Raw genomic sequence first — 17,098 nt, 5'->3', positions numbered from 1 at the left:
TCGCTCCCTAGACTCCGATTCGTGACCAAGATGACCCTCCAGCGCCTGGCGGCGCTGCCGGCTCACGGCATCGGGTCTCGCGAGGACCTCCCGCTGCCCTTCACGCTCCTGCTCATCGGTGCCGCAGCGGCACTGGTGGTGTCGTTCGTGGCGCTCGGGGTCCTGTGGAAGACACCGCGGCTGCGGCCCACCGACGGACGGCTCCTGCCCGCAGTGGTGGCACTGGCCCTTGACTCCGCACCGGTGCGGGCGCTGTTCGTCGGCCTCAGCCTGCTCGTCACCGCCTGGACGCTCCTCGCCCTGGTCGCCGGCACGGACACCGCCAACAACCCCGTGCCGTATGTCGTCTACGTGTGGCTCTGGGTCGGCCTGGCGTTCTGCTCGATGCTCTTCGGTGGGGTCTGGCGGCTGGTCAACCCTGTGCGCTGGCTGCGGCGCGGCCTGTTGGCCCTGGGGCGGGTCGACGACGACTTCGCCCTAGCGACGTATCGGGCGGGGTACTGGCCGGCAGCCGCGGGACTGCTCGCCTTCGGGTGGCTCGAGCTCATCGCTCCCAACAACGCGAACCTGTCGACCCTGCGAGTGGCCATCGCGGCATACCTGTTGGTGGACCTCATCCTGAGCCTCACCTTCGGGGGGGACTACCTGCGCACCGGCGACCCGTTCACCGCCCTGTCCTCGCTCTACGGGTCGCTCAGCCCGCTGGGGCGTCGCGCCGACGGCCGCTGGGTGCTGCGCACCCCCTTGCACGGCCCGCTGATGCTCGCAGCGCGCCCCGGGCTCCTGGCCGTCACCTCGGTCATGTTGGGGACAACGGCCTATGACGGCTTCTCCGGCGAGACCCGCTGGTACACCTTCGTGCAGTCCTCGAACGTGCCCGCGCGGATGCTCGAGACCGCCGGGCTGATGACGATGTGCCTGGTCGTGGCCTGCTCCCTGGGCGTCGCCGCGGCGCTGTCCGCGCGGTTGTCCGGGATCTCGTGGCGCGGCGTGGCCACGGCGTTCGCGCCGTCGCTGTTGCCCATCGCCGCCGGGTATCTCATCGCCCACTATTGGTCGCTGTGGGTCTGGGAGGGAACGCATGGACTGGCTGTCATGTCGGACCCACTGGGCATCGGCGCCGACTGGCTGGGCACGGCCGGCCTCGGCGCCTCGCCTGCCCTCATCGCGCCCGGCCTCGTCGCTGGCATCCAGGTGGTGTCGATCATCTCGGGACACGTGCTGGGTGTCGTGGTGGCCCACGAGCGCGCCATCTCGCTGTTTCCCCGCCGAGCGGCCGTCCTCGGCCAGGTGCCCCTGTTGGCCCTGATGGTGCTGTACACGGTGGGCGGCCTCTCGCTGCTCTTCAGCTCCTGAGCGCGCGGGCGGGCGAGCGGCGGGTTCGGCGCGCGCGGCGCGTCGCTGACTTCTCGACGCCGGCATAGCCGGCCGCGAGGGTCGCGAACGCCAAGCGGAGCTCGGACTGTGGGGCGAACTCGGCCAGCGGCAGACCGGCGAAGAGGGCGCCGTCGACGCTGGCTTGGTCCCACGGCAGGAAGGTGAGGTCCTCCAGGCCGGCAAACCTCCCGAGCACCTCGCTGATCCGTCGTTGCGGATGCGACCCGACGGACGTCGACCGGACCCGGTTGACGACCACTCTGGGCGCCGTGGCCGTGAGAGCGCGCAGGTCCTGCACCGCCCGGACGAGCCGCTGCAGACCCACCGGGTCGGCGCTGCCCACGACGACGAGGTCGTCGGCAGCCGCGAGGGTCGTGAGGGTGGCTGCGTTGCGTCGAGGTGCGAGGGTGTCGTAGGACAGCTCCTCGTCGTCCTCGATCGCGAACCCGCAGTCCACCACGACGAAAGCGGCCAGGTCGCGAGCGAGCTCGAGCACGTGTGTCATCGACGCCGCGCGCAGCTCCGTCCACCGCTCTGCCCGGGGTATGCCGGTGAGCACCCGAAGTCCCGCGCTCACCGCAGGCGCGAGTCGCGCCAGCGCGACAAGATCCAGGGCGCCCTGCTCTGAGGCCCTGGCCGCGGCGGCGAGTCCGGGCGCCTCGTCGAGGAGGCCGAGCGCCTGGGCGAGCGAGGCGCCATACGTGTCGGCGTCGACGAGCAGGGTCGCCGAGCGGCCCGCGAGCTCGGCGGCCAGGTTGAGGGCGACCGTGCTGCGGCCCGGCGCCCCCGTGGGGCCCCAGACCGCCAGCACGCGCCCCCGAGCGCCCGGTGCGGGCAGGTCGTCCCACTCGGTCGCGGGATCGTCGGGGCTGTCATGGGTGCCGAATCCAAGGTGCGCACCGATCTCAGTGGGAGCGCCGAACTCACTGAGCGCACCGGGCGGGCGGTCAGCAGCGTCCGCGCAGAGGGCATCGAGCGCGTCGTCGAGCTCGTGCGGGGCAAGCTCTGCCGTGATGACCACCGCGAGCCCGAGCTGGCGCAGTCGGCGCTCACCCGACTCGTCGTCTCGGTCGATGGCTCCCGCGACGTGCACTCCGTGAGCGGCCAGCTCCGCCAGGGCGGCCCGGTCGAGCGCACGCAGGTCGGCAGAGACCAGGGCCACCTCACCGAGGCCGGCGGCCACCGTCGCGAGGAGCTCGGCCAGGTCGGCGCAGCGCCGGACCACGGCAAAGGAGGCGGTGGCCTCGATGGCTGCCACCATGGCCGACTCCGCAGGCCCGGCGATGGCAGTGACGACTTGGCGTGTCAACGCTCGACCGTGACACTGGTGCCCGCCACGGGGACGAGCGTGATGCGAGCGCCCCGGTCGACCTGGCCGATCAGGTCCTTGACGCGCTCAGTCGGCACCATGACCTGCACGGGGTGGTCCCCCGTGGTGCTGCCGCCGAGCGCGCTGCCGTCCTCCGGAAGGCTCGAGACCGCGACTCGCCGCAGCACCAGCTCCGGGCCGGCAAAGGTGACGGCGCCCGTACCGGCCCCCGCGGCGGGGAGGTCCGCGTAGACATCGACCTCCGAGCCGACCTGGAGGGTGCTGGCCGCACCGGCGGTGACCATGAGCATCAACGGCTGCACGGCGGCCTGTGCCTGCGACCCGACCGCCGCGCGGGGCACGAGCTCACCCGCTGGCACCGCGCGAAGCACGACCTGGTGGGGTGCGAGCGCCCCGCCGGCGGCCACGTAGAGGTCGGTGAGCGCACCGAGATGCACGTCCACCCGGACCAGGTCCATCTCGGTCAGCCGTTGCCCGGGGACGAGTGCACTGCGAGCGGTGAACACCGGTGAGCGCGCGTCGGCCACGCGCATCACGGTCGAACCCAGGACCACCGACCCGAGCACCAGCACGATGCCGACGACGAGTCTGGTGTCGCGCCAGCCGGGTCGACGGAGTCTGGCGGCCAAGGGCTGCGGCAGGTCGGACACGAGTCCCCCTCTTCGTGGCGATCGATGCCGGCTCCCCCGCCGGCAGAGACATCATGGCGCACTCATCACGAGCCGGGTCGACCTCATCCACAGCGAGGCACCTCATCCACAGGTAGGGGATGCCAACTCAGCCGAACGGCTACGGATGGGACAATGGCGTACCCGCCCCATGCAGATGGACGATCATGGTAAACAGTTGGTCAAGAACATTTCTGGTGGCAGTCAAGGCACCCACAGAAGTCAGGGGTAGTTCAGTGTCCAAACGCTTCATTCAACTGTCCGAGGTCTCCGAGGTTCTCGACATCTCCTCGGCCCAGGCCTACGCCCTCGTGCGCTCCGGCGAGCTGGCTGCCATCAAGGTCGGTGGCCGAGGGCAGTGGCGGGTCGAGGTGACCGAGCTCGAGAGCTACATCCAGCGCATGTACAGCGAGACCAAGACCTTCGTGGCTGCCCATCCGTTCGGTCAGGGCACCGAGTAGCCACGAGCCAGGGGCGCTCGGGCTGCGCGCGCTCCGCGGGCCCGCTCACCGAGACGAAGCCGCTCGCACCAAGACCACCGCCGCGAAGGGCACCGCTCGGGTGCCGGTGACGTTCTCGCGGCGTCGGGGCAGGTCAGCCGGGTGCTCGCTCAGTTCGAGGAAATCTCGACCGACCCCGTCGATCGTTCCGGTCGACACGCCGCCGGACACATCGACTACGGTCACCGCGACGCGATCCCTGCTCAGCCCCCGAAGGGCGTAGCCCAAGCCGAACGACCGTCCCGGCGTGGGCACACCAGCCCCTCGCTCGAGCCCTGTGATGCCTGCTACTGCAGCGACCGGGACCAGGCACGAGCCGGTGACCACCGACAGGAGCAGCCAGCCCTGCCCGACCTCCTGGACCTGGCCGTTGAGAAGCGTCCCGTCGATGAGGACCACGCCGACGACCCGCCCGCCCTGAACGGCAAGCCGGTCAGCCAGCGCGATGGCGGCGCGCTCGCGTCTCGTGCGGTCGGCCACCTCGGCGTCGAGCTCACGCCTGACCTGCGCCTCCCACTGGGTCTCCAGGTCACTGAACAGCTCATCCCAGCGCACCGCTCCCCCCACTCCGGTTCAGCGCCCTTCCGCGCCCTCACCTTATCCCCAACCGATGATAAGGCAACCAAACCAATCCTGATATATTCCTCCGTACGTCAACGCACGTTAACAGGGGGAAACATGCGCGCGAACGCTCCTACAGGCGACCACCGGAGAGGCGGCTGGCCGGCGGCCCGACGCCAGGCCACGGTGGCCACGGTGGCCCTGACGGTGGTGGGCGCAGGGGTGGCCCTAGGCCGCAGCGCCGTCCATCAGTGGTCGATGGTCGGACGACCGGGCGCCACGCCGGACGAGGCCCTCGTCCTCGTGGCTGCGGGTCTGGCGTTGGCGCTCATCCTGTGGTTGGCACTCTCGACCGCTGCGGTGCTGCTGTCCCACGTGCCCGGACGGTGCGGCATCATGGCGGCACGGGTGGCGGATGCCTGGGCACCATCGGTGTCCCGCCGCCTGGCCGGCGCGCTGCTCGGCGTGGCCGCAGTGGGTGCGGTCGCTCCCGGAATGGCCTGCGCAGCGACTCCCACGGTGCTCACCACTGTCGCCGGCGCTCCAGGTGGGTCTGTCAACGGCGACGGTCCGGGCTTCAGCACCACGGCCCCCGTGTCGTCAGGAGAGGTGCTGGCCCCCGGTTGGCTGCCCATCCGGCCCATGGCGCGGGCCGATGCCAAGCCCGCCCTGCTGACCTCCGCGCCGCCCCCGGAGCCCGCCCAGGTGGTCGTGCGCCGCGGCGACACCCTGTGGGACCTGGCCCGTCGCGATCTCGGCCCAGATGCCACCGATGCCGAGATTGCCGAGAGCTGGCCGCGGTGGCACGCCGCGAACCGTCGCGTCATCGGGCCGGACCCCGGACGGCTCCGACCAGGACAGATCCTGCGCCGTCCGGGCCCGGACGTCCTCCACGGACACTCGAGTCCCACCACCGGAGCCCAGCGATGAGCGCGGCTGCCGGGGATGCTACGCCGAGCCGCACCGCCTTGGTGCCGCTGCACGTCCTGCCCGCGCCACGACACCGCCCCCCGGTGCTCCCCGAACCGGAGCCGCTTCCGTGGGAGCCGGGGGCGCCACGGTCCTCGCCGTTCATCCAGGATGCACTGGCCGTCGACTTCAGCCTGATGAGTGACGAGCAGCTCTTCGGGGCGCAGCCCACCAGGCGCAGCGAGCTGCCCGACCCACAGGTGTGGGCCGGACATGTCGCCCAGGGTCTGGTCGAGGTCATGGCCGGGGCCAGACCGGCCCCTCAGCTCCTGAGATGGACCACCCCCGAGGTGTATGCCGTGGTGGCGCGCAGGGCGTCGGTGTCCACCCGCCGTGGTGTGCCGGCGAGCCGCAGGGGGCCGGCGGCCAACCGCCGTGCCACGGTCCGCAGCGTTCGGGTGTGCGAGCCGGCTGACGGCGTCGCCGAAGTCTGCGCAGTCGTCGTGGACGGACCGCGGGTGCGCGCGCTGGCCATGCGCCTCGTCGGGCTCGACGGTCGATGGCGGGTCGAGGCCCTGCAGGTCGGATGACCTACAGGGCCTCGGCGCCTCACGACCTCGCGGTCAGGACCTTTGCGTCACGGCTTGCCGTGGCACATCTTGAACTTCTTGCCAGACCCACACGGGCATGGGCTGTTGCGCGAGACGCCTTCGAGCTGCTCGGGAGTCAGCGTGTCCGATCCTGTTGCGACAATGCGCTGCTCGACCTCGCCGGTCTCCCCGGGCGCCGAGTACTGCAGCTGCTGCGGCGCGCGCGCCGGCTGCTCGAGGCCCTTGGCCCGGAAAGTGGGGGACGCCTCCGCTCCCTGCTGACCCACGGATGTCGCAGTCTCGTCGTGCGAGGCATGCTCGTGGGCGGCGTGGTCATGGCCGGAGTGGTCGTGGGCGGCATGGTCTTCGGCTGACTGCTGCCGGGCCGCGACGGCCTCGGCCAGGCTGGGAGCGGCCGGCGACGTGACGACCTGCTCCTCGGCAGTGGCCTGGTCGGCACTCGACACGCCGGACCCGGCCAGCATGTCCGAGACGCTCATCGGCTGGACAGTGGGGGCCTGCGCGACCGGCTGGTCGACATCGACCTGCACGTTGAACAGGTAGCCGACCGACTCCTCCTTGATGGACTCGTTCATCGCCTCGAACAGCTGGAACCCCTCGCGCTGGTACTCCACCAGCGGGTCCCGCTGCGCCATGGCGCGCAGGCCGATGCCCTCCTGGAGGTAGTCCATCTCGTAGAGGTGCTCACGCCACTTCCGGTCCAGGACCGACAGCACGACCCGCCGCTCGACCTCGCGCATGACCTCCTCGCCCAGCTCCGCCTCACGCGCGTCGTAGGCGTGGTGGGCATCCGAGGTGAGCTGCTCGCGCAGTACCTCGGCGGTGAGACCGCCCTCCGCGGCCGCTGCCACCTCGTCCGGGGTGACCGAGACCGGATACAGGGTCTTGAGGGCGGACCACAGGCGGTCGAGATCCCAGTCGTCGGGGAAGCCCTCCTTGGTCTCGGCGTCGACATAGCCGCCGACCACGTCGTTCACGAAGTGACGGATCTGCTCGTGCAGGTCCTCGCCCTCCAGGACGCGGCGGCGCTCGTCGTAGATGACCTGGCGCTGGCGGTTCAGGACGTCGTCGTACTTGAGGACGTTCTTGCGGATCTCGAAGTTGCGGCCCTCGACCTGCCCCTGGGCGCTCTGGATCGACCGGCTCACCATCTTGGACTCGATCGGCACGTCGTCGTCCATCTTGGCGGTCGTCATGAACCGGTCGACCATGGCCGCGTTGAACAGGCGCATCAGGTCGTCCTGGAGCGACAGGTAGAAGCGAGACTCCCCCGGGTCGCCCTGGCGGCCTGAGCGACCACGCAGCTGGTTGTCGATGCGCCGCGACTCATGGCGCTCGGTGCCCAGCACGTAGAGGCCGCCCAGCTCGGTGACCTCGTCATGCTCGGCCTGAACGGCCTCCTCGGCCTTGGCGAGGGCGGCGTCCCAGGCCGCTTCGTACTCCTCCGGGGTCTCCTCCGGATCGAGCCCACGCTGCTTCAGCGTGGCCACTGCCATGAACTCGGGGTTGCCACCGAGCATGATGTCGGTGCCTCGACCGGCCATGTTGGTGGCCACGGTGACGGCGCCCTTGCGCCCGGCCTGCGCGACGATGGCGGCCTCGCGCTCGTGCTGCTTGGCGTTGAGCACCTCGTGGGGCACGCCTCGCCGGCGCAGCTGGTCGGAGAGGTACTCGCTCTTCTCGACCGAGACGGTGCCGACGAGCACCGGCTGGCCCTCGGCATGGCGCTCGACGATGTCGTCGACCACGGCGGTGAACTTCGCCTCCTCGGTGCGGTAGACGAGGTCCGGCTGGTCCTTGCGGATCATCGGCCGGTTGGTCGGGATGGGCACGACGCCCAGCTTGTAGATCGAGTAGAGCTCGGCCGCCTCGGTCATGGCCGTGCCAGTCATGCCCGAGAGCTTGTCGTACATACGGAAGTAGTTCTGCAGGGTGATCGTGGCGAGCGTCTGGTTCTCGTTCTGGATCTCGACGCCCTCCTTCGCCTCGATCGCCTGGTGCATGCCCTCGTTGTAGCGGCGCCCCGCGAGCATGCGACCCGTGTGCTCGTCGACGATGAGGATCTCGCCGTTGAGGTTGACGTAGTCCTTGTCGCGCTTGAACAGCTCTTTAGCCTTGATGGCGTTGTTGAGGTAGCCGATCAGGGGCGTGTTGACGGACTCGTAGAGGTTCTCGATGCCGAGGTAGTCCTCGACCTTGGCGATGCCCGCTTCGAGGACGCCGACCGTCTTCTTCTTCTCGTCGACCTCGTAGTCACCCTCGCCCGACTCGAGCTCGCCGCGGGTCAACAGGTCGGCGATCCGCGAGAACTCGGTGTACCACTTGGTTGCGGCGTCGGCCGGACCACTGATGATCAGAGGGGTGCGAGCCTCGTCGATGAGGATCGAGTCGACCTCGTCGACGATCGCGAAGTTGTGACCGCGCTGCACCAGCTCGTCCATGGACCAGGCCATGTTGTCGCGCAGGTAGTCGAAGCCGAACTCGTTGTTGGTGCCGTAGGTGATGTCCTTGGCGTACTCGACCCGGCGCTGCTCTGGGGTCATCGAGGCGAGGATGACGCCGGTCTCGAGCCCGAGCATCCGGTGCACGCGGCCCATCAGCTCGGACTGGTACTCCGCCAGGTAGTCGTTGACGGTGACCACGTGGACGCCCTTGCCCTCGAGCGCGTTGAGGTAGGACGGGAGGGTCGCGACGAGGGTCTTGCCCTCACCGGTCTTCATCTCGGCGACGTTGCCCAGGTGCAGGGCCGCCCCGCCCATGAGCTGGACGTCGAAGTGGCGCTTGCCGAGGGTGCGCTTGCTCGCCTCGCGGACGGCTGCGAACGCCTCGGGGAGGATGTCGTCGAGCGACTCGCCAGCGGCGAGGCGCTCACGGAAGACGTCGGTCTCGGCACGCAGCTCGGCGTCGGTGAGCTTCTCGAAGTCCTCCTCGATGGCGTTCACCTGGGCGGCGATGCCGTGGAGCTTCTTGATGATGCGGCCTTCACCGGCACGCAGCAGCTTCTCGACGATCTTGGACACGCAGCATCTCCTGAAAGGTCGCGGCCGCCTTTGCTCGAACGCCCGCTGTGGTCGGACGTTGTGCGGACACCTCTGTGCCGACGGCCCGCCCTAGGTTAGTCGAGTCCGCCCGCAGAGGGGGACGCCCCGGTCAGGCCGGGTCCCCATCCTCCACGGGCAACGCGCCGGCGTCGCCGCCGGTTCCGCGCGGCATACGCGGATGCCGGCACGGGCAGCTCAGGCGGCCAGCAGGTCCTGGTAGTCCGGATGACGCTGGATCCACCTCGCGATGAAGGGGCACTGCGCGACCACCCGCCCGCCGCGCCTTCGCACGTCATCCAGCGCCGCGCGGGCGAGCGCCCCGCCGACGCCCCGGCCCTCGAACGCGGGGTCGACCTCGGTGTGGACGAAGGCGACCGTGTCGCCCTTCAGGCGGTAGACCGCGAACCCGGCGAGCTCGCCCTGCACCGTCGCCTCGAACCGGTGCCGTTCGGGATGATCCGTGACCGAGATGTCTGACATGCCCTCACTCAAACATGAATGTCAAGGTCCTCGGCCTCGAGGCCAGCTGCCGCCGGTCGGTCCACGACGCGCTCCGGAGAGCGGGTGATCGCCAGGCAGGCGAGGGCTGCGACCAGGCACATCCCCCCTGCGGTGAGCCAGGCCGTGAAGTAGTCGCCGGTCGTGGTTCGGACCCAGCCGGCATACGAGGCGGCCACGCCCGCGCCGACCATGTGCGAGGCGAACACCCAGCCGAAGACCACGCTGGAGCGCTGGACGCCGAAGTGACGGCGGCACAAGGCGATGGTCGGGGGCACCGTGGCGACCCAGTCGAGCCCGTAGAACACGATGAAGACGAACAGGTTCGGGGCGATGGCGGGACCGAGCAGCGCTGGTACGAACAGCAGCGACAGGCCGCGCAGGCCGTAGTACCCACAGAGCAGGAACCTCGGGTCGACCTTGTCTGTCAGCCAACCCGACGCGATCGTGCCCACGAGGTCGAAGACCCCGATGAGAGCAAGCAGCCCGGCCGCCGTCGTCTCCGGCATCCCGTGGTCGTGGGCTGCCGGGATGAAGTGCGTGCCGATGAGCCCGTTCGTCGACCATCCGCACACCCAGAACGTGCCGACCAGGATCCAGAAGGTGCGTGAGCGCAGGGACTCTCGCAGGGTGCGGATGGCCATGGTCGCGGCACCTCGGCCATCCGGGGCGGAGGCCGGCGACGCCTCGGCGTCACTGTCGAGATCGACGTCGACAGCGTCCGCTCCGAGCGGCCGCAGGCCCACATCGGAGGGCCTGTCGCGGACCACGACCAGGACGAGGGGCACGAGGAGCAGCGCGGCGGCCGTCACGACGAGCGCGGCATAGCGCCAACCGGGGCCGGTCGCGAGGGCGGCGATGCCTGGCAGGAACACGAGCTGCCCCGCGGCCCCCGCCGCCGAGAAGACCCCCGTCACCAGACCCCGGCGCGACTCGACGAACCAGCGGTTGGCCACGAGGGCGCCGAGCACCAGGGCCATCGCCCCCGTTCCGACGCCCACGGCCAGTCCCCACAGCACCCAGAGCTGCCAGGCCGCCGTCATCACTACGGTCAGTCCGGAGCCCACGGCGACCAGGACCAGAGCCGACGCCACGACCCGTCGGATGCCGAACCGCTCCATGAGCGCGGCAGCGAACGGAGCAGTCAGGCCGTAGATCACGAGGTTCGCCGTCACGGCGCCCGAGGTGGTGGCGCGCGACCAGCCGAACTCGGCCTCGAGCGGCTCCAGCAACGCGCCGGTCGAGGACCGGAAGCCGGCGGCCGCGACGCCAGCCGCGAGTACGACCGCCATGACCCACCAGGCGCGGTGGATGCGGGTCGCGGCAGGCAGGGTCGCGGCAGGAAATGTCACTGTCGCAACCTATCTGCCAGGGCGGGCTCGGCGACACCGTGATCCTGACAGCGTGCGCAGAGATCCGGCCAGATCTGCCATCGGCACGTAGCGTGCCGGACCACTCGGCTAGCCGACGGTGCGGAGCCCCAGCCACTCGGCCATGAGCTCGAGCTCCTGGTCGAGGGCGGCTTTGGCCTGCGGTGGCGCCCCCGGCTCCCAGTGCACCGCCTGGACCCGCAGGACCCCACCCACCCGGTCCGCCTTGAGGTCGCAGCGAGCTACGAGCTCGTCGCCGAACAGGAACGGCAGGACGTAGTAGCCGTGGACCCGGGCGGCGGCAGGGACATAGATCTCGAGGCGGAAGTCCATGTCGAACAGCGCCGCCGTCCGCTCTCGCTGCCAGACCAGCGAGTCGAACGGGCTGAGGAGCGCCTGGGCGTGCACCGCGCGGGGGCGCCGGGCCTCCGGATGCAGGTATGCCGGGCGCCTCCAGCCCTCGATGGCTGCCGGGACCAGCTTGCCCTCCGCTACGAGGGCCTCCAGGGCGGGCCGGGCCTGGTGCGGCTTGAGCCGGAAATAGTCGCGAAGACACTGCTCGGTGCCGACACCGTGGGCCCGGGCGGCGATCATCACCAGCCGCTTGAACGCCTCGGTGTCGGGAGGTCTGGTGTCCGGATCGAGGGCGAGCGCTGCGACCGACGCGGGGAGAACGCGCTCCAGCGGGGCATAGCGTCGCTCGAACTGGGCGGTGCGACCGGACGAGCCAATGCGCCCGGCCCAGAACAGGTGCTCGAGCGCGGTCTTCGTCAGCGACCAGTTCCAACCCCACTCGTCGCGCTGCCGAGGCAGGTCGTGCTCAAGCGCTGCCTCGACCTGACGCGAGGTGAGCGGGCCACGCGCCTGGACCTCGGCCAGGACAGCGGCCACGAGCTCGGGGTGGTCGCGGGCCACCCGGCGCATGCCTCCCCAGGCGTCCTCCCGAGCCCGCCGCATCCGGAAGTCCAGCAGCGGCCACGTCGTCGGCGGGATGAGGCTGGCCTCGTGGGCCCAGTACTCCACGAGCCGGCGCGGCGCGCGGTCCCGTGCGCGGTCGAGCAACCCCCGGTCAAAGGGGCCCAGCCGCGAGAAGAACGGCAGGTAGTGACTGCGCGACAGGACGTTGACGCTGTCGATCTGCACGACCTGGACCTGGTCGATGACCCGCTGCAGGTGACGAGTCGACGCGGCCCATGCCGGCGGCCGCGGGACCCCGAAGCCCTGTGCAGCCAACGCGATCCGGCGCGCCTGCGCCCGGGAGAGGCGCACAGGGACCGGTGCGCTCATTCGTCAGGTTCGAGCAGGTTCTCGCGCACGGCATACATCGCCGCCTCCATGCGCGAGTGCAGCTGGAGCTTCTCCAGGATGTTGCGGACGTGGTTCTTCACGGTGTTCTCCGAGATGAACAGGTCGTGCGCGATCTCCTTGTTGGCCATGCCGCGTGCGACGAGTCGCAGCACCTCCAGCTCGCGATCGGTCAGCCGGGGGGCGCCGACCGCGCTGGGCCGCTCCCCCTGCCGCTTGCTCATCTGCGCGAACTCGGCCAGGAGCTTGGACGCCATGGACGGCGAGATCAGCGAGTCCCCACTGTGGACGGCCCGGACACCGGCGGCGATCTCCTCGCCGGGGACGTCCTTGAGGAGGTAGCCGTTGGCGCCCGCCTTGACCGCCTCGTAGAGGTCGGACTCCTCGTCGGACATCGTGAGCATGATGATCTTGGTCGAGGGCACGACCGCCTTGATGGTCTGACAGGCCTCGATGCCCGACGTCATCGGCATGCGGACGTCCATGAGAACGACATCCGGGAGCAGCTCGATGGTGCGGTCGACCGCCTCCTTGCCGTCGCCGGCCTCACCGACGATGTCGATGTCATCCTCTTGGGAGACCACCATCTGCAGGCCGCGGCGGTAGAGCACGTGGTCGTCGGCGATCACGACGCGGATCGGCTCCGTCGGTACCCCGTCTTGGTCGGCCCGCCCGCTGCTCACGTGCCCATACTGTCATGGCTGGGCGCGGGTGCTGGCCAGTTCGCGATCACCGGTCTCCTCCGGTCGTCCGCGTCTGACCAGCACCGTTGCCGTTCCCTCGACTGGCGTCGCCGGTCAGGACACCTGCTCGACGAGCTGGTCCGAGGCATGGTCCACGTCGAGGTGGATGACGCCGTAGGACCACCCACGACGTCGGTAGACGACGCTCGGCTGGCCGGTCTCCTGGTCGTGGTAGAGGTAGAAGTCGTGGCCCACGAGCTCCATCTCGCGGACCGCCTGGTCCAGCCCCATCGGCACGGTCGAGTGGATCTTCTCTCGGATCTCGATCGGAGAGTTGCCCTGAGTGCCGAACCGGTCCTCCTCTGATCCGACGCCGTGGACGTGGTCCTCGGTGCCGAGGCTTCCGGTCTCGACCTCGGCCATCCGGGCCGTGGCGGTGGCGACCGACTCGGGTGCCCGCCGGCCCTTGTGCACCCGCTTGCGGTCCTGCGCCCGCCTCAGACGCTCCATGAGCTTGTCCATCGCCACGTCGAGCGCTGCGTACTTGTCGTCCAGACACGCCTCGGACCGCACGACCGGCCCCTTGACATGGCAGGTGATCTCGACCCGCTCGCAGGCCTTGGCCTGCCGCTTGTTGGGCTCGTGGCTGACCACGACATCGACCCGCTGCACCCGCGGCGCGAGCTGGGGAATCTTCGCCAGCTTCTCGTCGAGGTGGGCCCGGAATCGATCTGAGACCTGCAGGTGGCGTCCAGTGACGACAATCTCCACGGTGTCCTCCATGGTTTCGATGGGTGCGCAAGGGCGGGCTGGCAAGACCCAGGTCAGCTGCGGCACCACCCCTCTGAGATGAGGGGCCGGGGGCTCGCTCCCTGCCACCGGGCGCCATCCGGACCGCGTCCGGGGCGCCCTGGAGTCGTGGGCTTCACGAGGGCCAGGGGGGCCATAGACCGACGGTAGACCACCCCCGTTCATTGCGACAGCGGGGCCCTGTGCGCGGCGCGTCACGGGCGGGCGGCTGAAGCCCTTGCCCGACGCTGGGTCGCGCAGATGGTGGCCGCCATGACCTCGCGGGCGCCCCCGGACCGCAACGCCCGCGCCGCCTCCACGAGGGTGGCCCCGGTCGTGAGGACGTCATCGACGAGGATGCAGGCCGCGCCGGCGACCAGCATCTCGGACCGGCCTCGCACCTGCATCGAGTGCTCGAGGTTGACCGCTCGTCGGGCGGCGCTCAGGCCCGCCTGGTCCTCGACCCGACGCCGCGGGCGCAGCACAGCAACGGGGCGGACCTCCGCCGTGGTGAAACCTGCACAGGCCGCGCGCGCCAGCGCCTCCAACGGAGCGTCGCCACGCCGCCGGCGGGCGGCGCGCGACGTCGGGACCGGGACCACGAGCACCGGGCCTCCGTCGCGCAGATGGTGCGCCAGTGGCGGCTGCCCCAGCGCCGCCTGGAGGCTGACGGCGAGGATCTCCCCCAACACTGGCCGGCAGTCCCGTCGCCCGTCGTCCTTGTAGGCACTCACGGTGCGCGACAGAGCACCGTCGTAGCGCCCGGCCGAGAACGTCACAGGCAGGCCCGTCGGAGCTGGGTTGGGCGCCACCGGTCGGGGGCCATCCGCCCACAGACAGGCACGCATGTCGGCCAGGCAGGGCGGACACAGACGCTCGTCGGCCGCCCCGCACGAGGCACAGCTCATCGGCAAGGCCAGGTCGGCGAGTGCGGACACAGCCGCCACTGCACGCAGCACCAACGCCGGCCACGGGACGACAACCCCCATGGGTCCACGCTGAGCGCTCGGGGGTGTCGATGACGATTCGGGCCGCACAGGGTTGTGCACGGGACTAGTGTTTGCAGCGGGCCTGTGGATCGATGCTGGACGCCGGGGACCATGAGACGGGAGGCGAACATGCGCTGGCTGCCCAGCCTTGCCATGGCAACGCGGCTACGCCTCGGCATGGCGGTCGTCACCGCCCTGTTCGCCGCGGCCGACCACCGCCTGGTCACGGCCCTCCCCTGGATCCTGCTCGTGACGACACTCGACCTGACCGCGACTGCCCTGGACCGAGGCGGTGAGGGTGTCACCAGGCGTCGGCAGATCGAGCTGCTGGGCCTGGTCTGCGTCGCCGCCCTCGTCGCGGGAGCGGCGATGGGCTACGTGTCCTCCTGGTCCAAGCTCCTGATCCTCATCCCCGCCTTTCACGCCGGCCAGGAGTTCGGACGGCGTGGTGCGCTCTCCGTCTTCGCCGTGGGGTTGGTGTCGGCCGTGCCCGTCTCGTGGTGGGCGAACACGCTCGACCAGTCCCAGCTCCAGCGCATCCTGGTGGCGTGCCTCCTGGCTCTGGTCTTCGGGCTGCTCGGTGCCTGGTCGCACCGGCTCGAGGACGAGCCCGTTCCGGTCGACCCCAACGTGGCGGCCGAGGCAGGGCTCCTCCTGCGCCGGCTGCACGAGCTCGCCGAGACGCTCGACACCGGGTTCGACGCCCCGGGCTCGGCTGAGATGGCACTGCAGGACCTGGCCAACCGCATGAGGGCGGCACGCAGCGCCGTGCTGGTCGGCTACGGCGACAACCCGGCGGTGCCTCTGGCGATCCGTGGAGCGGACCGCACCCCCTGGCCAGACCCCATGGACGAGGGCTCGGTGCTGTCCAAGTCCTGGCACGAGGGCGTCTCCACGCTCACGGAGTGGTCGGGCGATATCGTGGCCAGATCGATGATCATCGTGCCGCTCAACGACGACAAGGGAAAGCGGTTGGGGCTGCTGGTCGCCGACCGGCCCCTGGTCACGCCGTTCACGGTCGATGACCTTGCCGCAGCCGAGGAGGTCGCGCGGCAGCACTCCGCCCACATCGACCTGTCGGTGCTTTTCGCCGGCCTGCGCGAGCGGGCCGGGCTCGAGGAGCGAGAGCGGCTCGCCCGAGAGATGCACGACGGCATCGCCCAGGAGATGGTGGCTCTCGGGTTCGGTCTCGACGCTCTCAGACGGGTGGCCCGAGACCAGGCATCGCCCCTCGCGGAGGGTCTCGACGACCTGCGCACGGACGTCTCCCGGGTGCTGGCCGACCTCCGGCTGCACATCGCCGACCTGCGCATCGCCGTGCGCCCCGACACCGGGTTGGGGGCGATGATCGGAGCCCGGCTACAGAACTTCGGCTCCAGCTCTGGGGTCAGCACCCGGATCCAGCTGAGCGAGACGGGGTTCCGGCTGCCGGCTCACACCGAGGTGTTGATCTACCGCCTGTTCCTGCAGGTACTGTCCGACGCGAGACACTCCCTCAACTCGACCACAGTGGAAGTACGGCTCAATGTCGCGGCGCCCCGCGTCGAGCTGTGGATGGCCCATGACGGCACCAGCGCCCTGGGGCCGCGGGACTTCGCGGCCAACCCGCTGAACGGCCTGGGGGCCGAGATCGTCGTGACCCCCTACGCTGGCGATGGCGTGGCCGTCCGCATGCGCATGCGAGCCCGCGGCGCAGCACCATCGGCCACGCTGTCTCATGAAAGGATCCCCCAGCCGTCATGACCATACTTATCGGGCCCTGCTCCTCGGCCTTCCGGGCCTCACTCCTTCGTCGCTCGTGTCCTCAGGCGGTCGTCGCATGACCATCAACGTCGTGGTGATCGACGATCACACTCTGGTCCGCGAAGCCGTCTGCCGCATGATCGACAGCGAGCCCGATCTTTCCGTCGTCGGTCAGGCCGGTGGCATCGCCGAGGGACGCACGGTGCTCGCCCACAACCTGATCCATGTCCTGGTGGTCGACGTCTCGATGCCGGACGGGTCGGGCCTGGTGCTCGCCCGTGCCGCGCGCGAGGCATCGCCGCGCCTGGGAATCGTCGTGCTGACAATGCACAACGACGACGAGACCCTGCTCGAGGCTCTGGACCTGGGCGCCTCGGCCCTCGTCCTCAAGTCAGCGCCCTCGGACGAGGTCATCGCGGCCGTGCGCCGAGCGGCCGTCGCTCCGGACGCGTTCATGGCGACCGGGCTCGCGGAGGCGTTGCGGCGCCGCGACTCCAACGACAAGCCGAGGCTGACACCGCGGGAGTCCGAGGTCCTGGAGCGGCTCGTCGCCGGTGACTCGATCGCCGCGGTGGCCAAGCGCCTCTACATGAGCGAGTCCACCGTCAAGACCCACGTCTCCAAGGTCTACGAGAAGCTCGGCGCCCACAACCGCGCGTCTGCCGTGATGGCTGCGCTGAGGCTCGGCCTGGTCAAGTCGGAGACCGTCGGCCACCTGCGCTGA

Annotated in this window: 16 protein-coding genes; 6 read left to right on the top strand and 10 right to left on the bottom strand. The window is 70.2% G+C overall.

Going from position 1 to position 17,098, the window contains the following annotated elements; all coding sequences use genetic code 11:
- Positions 1 to 30: 30 nt before the first annotated feature.
- A complete protein-coding gene (locus VGN50_RS07490) occupies positions 31 to 1,356 on the top strand; it encodes a hypothetical protein (protein WP_327444146.1) in 1,326 nt (441 codons plus the stop codon).
- On the opposite strand, the gene VGN50_RS07485 is transcribed toward VGN50_RS07490, so the two are convergent.
- Both VGN50_RS07485 and VGN50_RS07480 read right to left on the bottom strand, forming a co-directional pair.
- The gene (locus VGN50_RS07485; RefSeq protein WP_327444100.1) at positions 1,346 to 2,686 is read right to left on the bottom strand and encodes a hypothetical protein; all 1,341 of its coding nucleotides are present in this window, start codon (positions 2,684 to 2,686) and stop codon (positions 1,346 to 1,348) included. The genes VGN50_RS07490 and VGN50_RS07485 overlap by 11 nt on opposite strands.
- Complete coding sequence (locus VGN50_RS07480) at positions 2,683 to 3,357, bottom strand: hypothetical protein (protein ID WP_327444099.1); 675 nt, start codon at positions 3,355 to 3,357, stop codon at positions 2,683 to 2,685. The genes VGN50_RS07485 and VGN50_RS07480 overlap by 4 nt, the downstream gene beginning before the upstream one ends.
- Positions 3,358 to 3,611: 254 nt before the next feature.
- Between VGN50_RS07480 and VGN50_RS07475 the strand changes: the two genes are divergently transcribed.
- A complete protein-coding gene (locus VGN50_RS07475; RefSeq protein WP_327444098.1) occupies positions 3,612 to 3,836 on the top strand; it encodes a helix-turn-helix domain-containing protein in 225 nt (74 codons plus the stop codon).
- Between the two features lie 45 nt (positions 3,837 to 3,881).
- On the opposite strand, the gene VGN50_RS07470 is transcribed toward VGN50_RS07475, so the two are convergent.
- Positions 3,882 to 4,430 (bottom strand): hypothetical protein, encoded by a 549-nt coding sequence (locus VGN50_RS07470; RefSeq protein ID WP_327444097.1) that lies wholly within the window; start codon positions 4,428 to 4,430, stop codon positions 3,882 to 3,884.
- Positions 4,431 to 4,631: 201 nt separating this feature from the next.
- On the opposite strand from VGN50_RS07470, the gene VGN50_RS07465 reads away from it, so the two are divergent.
- On the top strand, positions 4,632 to 5,366 hold the full coding sequence (locus tag VGN50_RS07465) for a hypothetical protein (RefSeq protein WP_327444096.1): 735 nt from the start codon (positions 4,632 to 4,634) through the stop codon (positions 5,364 to 5,366).
- Positions 5,363 to 5,935: an Rv3235 family protein gene (locus tag VGN50_RS07460; protein ID WP_327444095.1), complete on the top strand. Its 573-nt coding sequence runs from the start codon at positions 5,363 to 5,365 to the stop codon at positions 5,933 to 5,935. Before VGN50_RS07465 ends, VGN50_RS07460 begins: the two co-directional genes overlap by 4 nt.
- Before the next feature lie 47 nt (positions 5,936 to 5,982).
- Here the strand turns inward: VGN50_RS07460 and secA are convergent, their stop codons facing one another.
- The 7 genes from secA to VGN50_RS07425 form a co-directional block, all read right to left on the bottom strand.
- Positions 5,983 to 8,976, bottom strand: a complete 2,994-nt coding sequence (gene secA / locus VGN50_RS07455) for a preprotein translocase subunit SecA (RefSeq protein WP_327444094.1) — start codon at positions 8,974 to 8,976, stop codon at positions 5,983 to 5,985.
- A gap of 216 nt (positions 8,977 to 9,192) precedes the next feature.
- On the bottom strand, positions 9,193 to 9,477 hold the full coding sequence (locus VGN50_RS07450; RefSeq protein WP_327444092.1) for a GNAT family N-acetyltransferase: 285 nt from the start codon (positions 9,475 to 9,477) through the stop codon (positions 9,193 to 9,195).
- Positions 9,478 to 9,485: 8 nt separating this feature from the next.
- Positions 9,486 to 10,847 (bottom strand): MFS transporter, encoded by a 1,362-nt coding sequence (locus VGN50_RS07445; protein WP_327444091.1) that lies wholly within the window; start codon positions 10,845 to 10,847, stop codon positions 9,486 to 9,488.
- Positions 10,848 to 10,955: 108 nt separating this feature from the next.
- Positions 10,956 to 12,152: a winged helix-turn-helix domain-containing protein gene (locus tag VGN50_RS07440; RefSeq protein ID WP_327444090.1), complete on the bottom strand. Its 1,197-nt coding sequence runs from the start codon at positions 12,150 to 12,152 to the stop codon at positions 10,956 to 10,958.
- Positions 12,149 to 12,853 (bottom strand): response regulator transcription factor, encoded by a 705-nt coding sequence (locus VGN50_RS07435; RefSeq protein ID WP_327444089.1) that lies wholly within the window; start codon positions 12,851 to 12,853, stop codon positions 12,149 to 12,151. Before VGN50_RS07435 ends, VGN50_RS07440 begins: the two co-directional genes overlap by 4 nt.
- A 114-nt stretch (positions 12,854 to 12,967) precedes the next feature.
- Positions 12,968 to 13,624 (bottom strand): ribosome hibernation-promoting factor, HPF/YfiA family, encoded by a 657-nt coding sequence (gene hpf, locus VGN50_RS07430; RefSeq protein ID WP_327444088.1) that lies wholly within the window; start codon positions 13,622 to 13,624, stop codon positions 12,968 to 12,970.
- A 233-nt stretch (positions 13,625 to 13,857) separates the two neighbouring features.
- A complete protein-coding gene (locus VGN50_RS07425) occupies positions 13,858 to 14,631 on the bottom strand; it encodes a ComF family protein (RefSeq protein WP_327444087.1) in 774 nt (257 codons plus the stop codon).
- Between the two features lie 129 nt (positions 14,632 to 14,760).
- On the opposite strand from VGN50_RS07425, the gene VGN50_RS07420 reads away from it, so the two are divergent.
- Together VGN50_RS07420 and VGN50_RS07415 are read left to right on the top strand one after the other, a co-directional pair.
- A complete protein-coding gene (locus VGN50_RS07420; protein WP_327444086.1) occupies positions 14,761 to 16,374 on the top strand; it encodes a sensor histidine kinase in 1,614 nt (537 codons plus the stop codon).
- Positions 16,375 to 16,450: 76 nt separating this feature from the next.
- On the top strand, positions 16,451 to 17,098 hold the full coding sequence (locus VGN50_RS07415) for a response regulator transcription factor (RefSeq protein WP_327444084.1): 648 nt from the start codon (positions 16,451 to 16,453) through the stop codon (positions 17,096 to 17,098).

The organism is Pedococcus sp., assembly GCF_036000045.1.
Lineage (GTDB): Bacteria > Actinomycetota > Actinomycetes > Actinomycetales > Dermatophilaceae > Pedococcus.
This window is presented reverse-complemented; position numbering and strand designations above follow the sequence as displayed.

Coding starts and splice junctions, on each gene's coding strand:
- VGN50_RS07490 (WP_327444146.1), top strand. CDS start 31: ATGACCCTCCAGCGCCTGGCGGCGCTGCCGGCTCACGGCATCGGGTCT.
- VGN50_RS07460 (WP_327444095.1), top strand. CDS start 5,363: ATGAGCGCGGCTGCCGGGGATGCTACGCCGAGCCGCACCGCCTTGGTG.
- VGN50_RS07450 (WP_327444092.1), bottom strand. CDS start 9,477: ATGTCAGACATCTCGGTCACGGATCATCCCGAACGGCACCGGTTCGAG.
- VGN50_RS07440 (WP_327444090.1), bottom strand. CDS start 12,152: ATGAGCGCACCGGTCCCTGTGCGCCTCTCCCGGGCGCAGGCGCGCCGG.
- VGN50_RS07425 (WP_327444087.1), bottom strand. CDS start 14,631: ATGGGGGTTGTCGTCCCGTGGCCGGCGTTGGTGCTGCGTGCAGTGGCG.
- VGN50_RS07420 (WP_327444086.1), top strand. CDS start 14,761: ATGCGCTGGCTGCCCAGCCTTGCCATGGCAACGCGGCTACGCCTCGGC.
- VGN50_RS07415 (WP_327444084.1), top strand. CDS start 16,451: ATGACCATCAACGTCGTGGTGATCGACGATCACACTCTGGTCCGCGAA.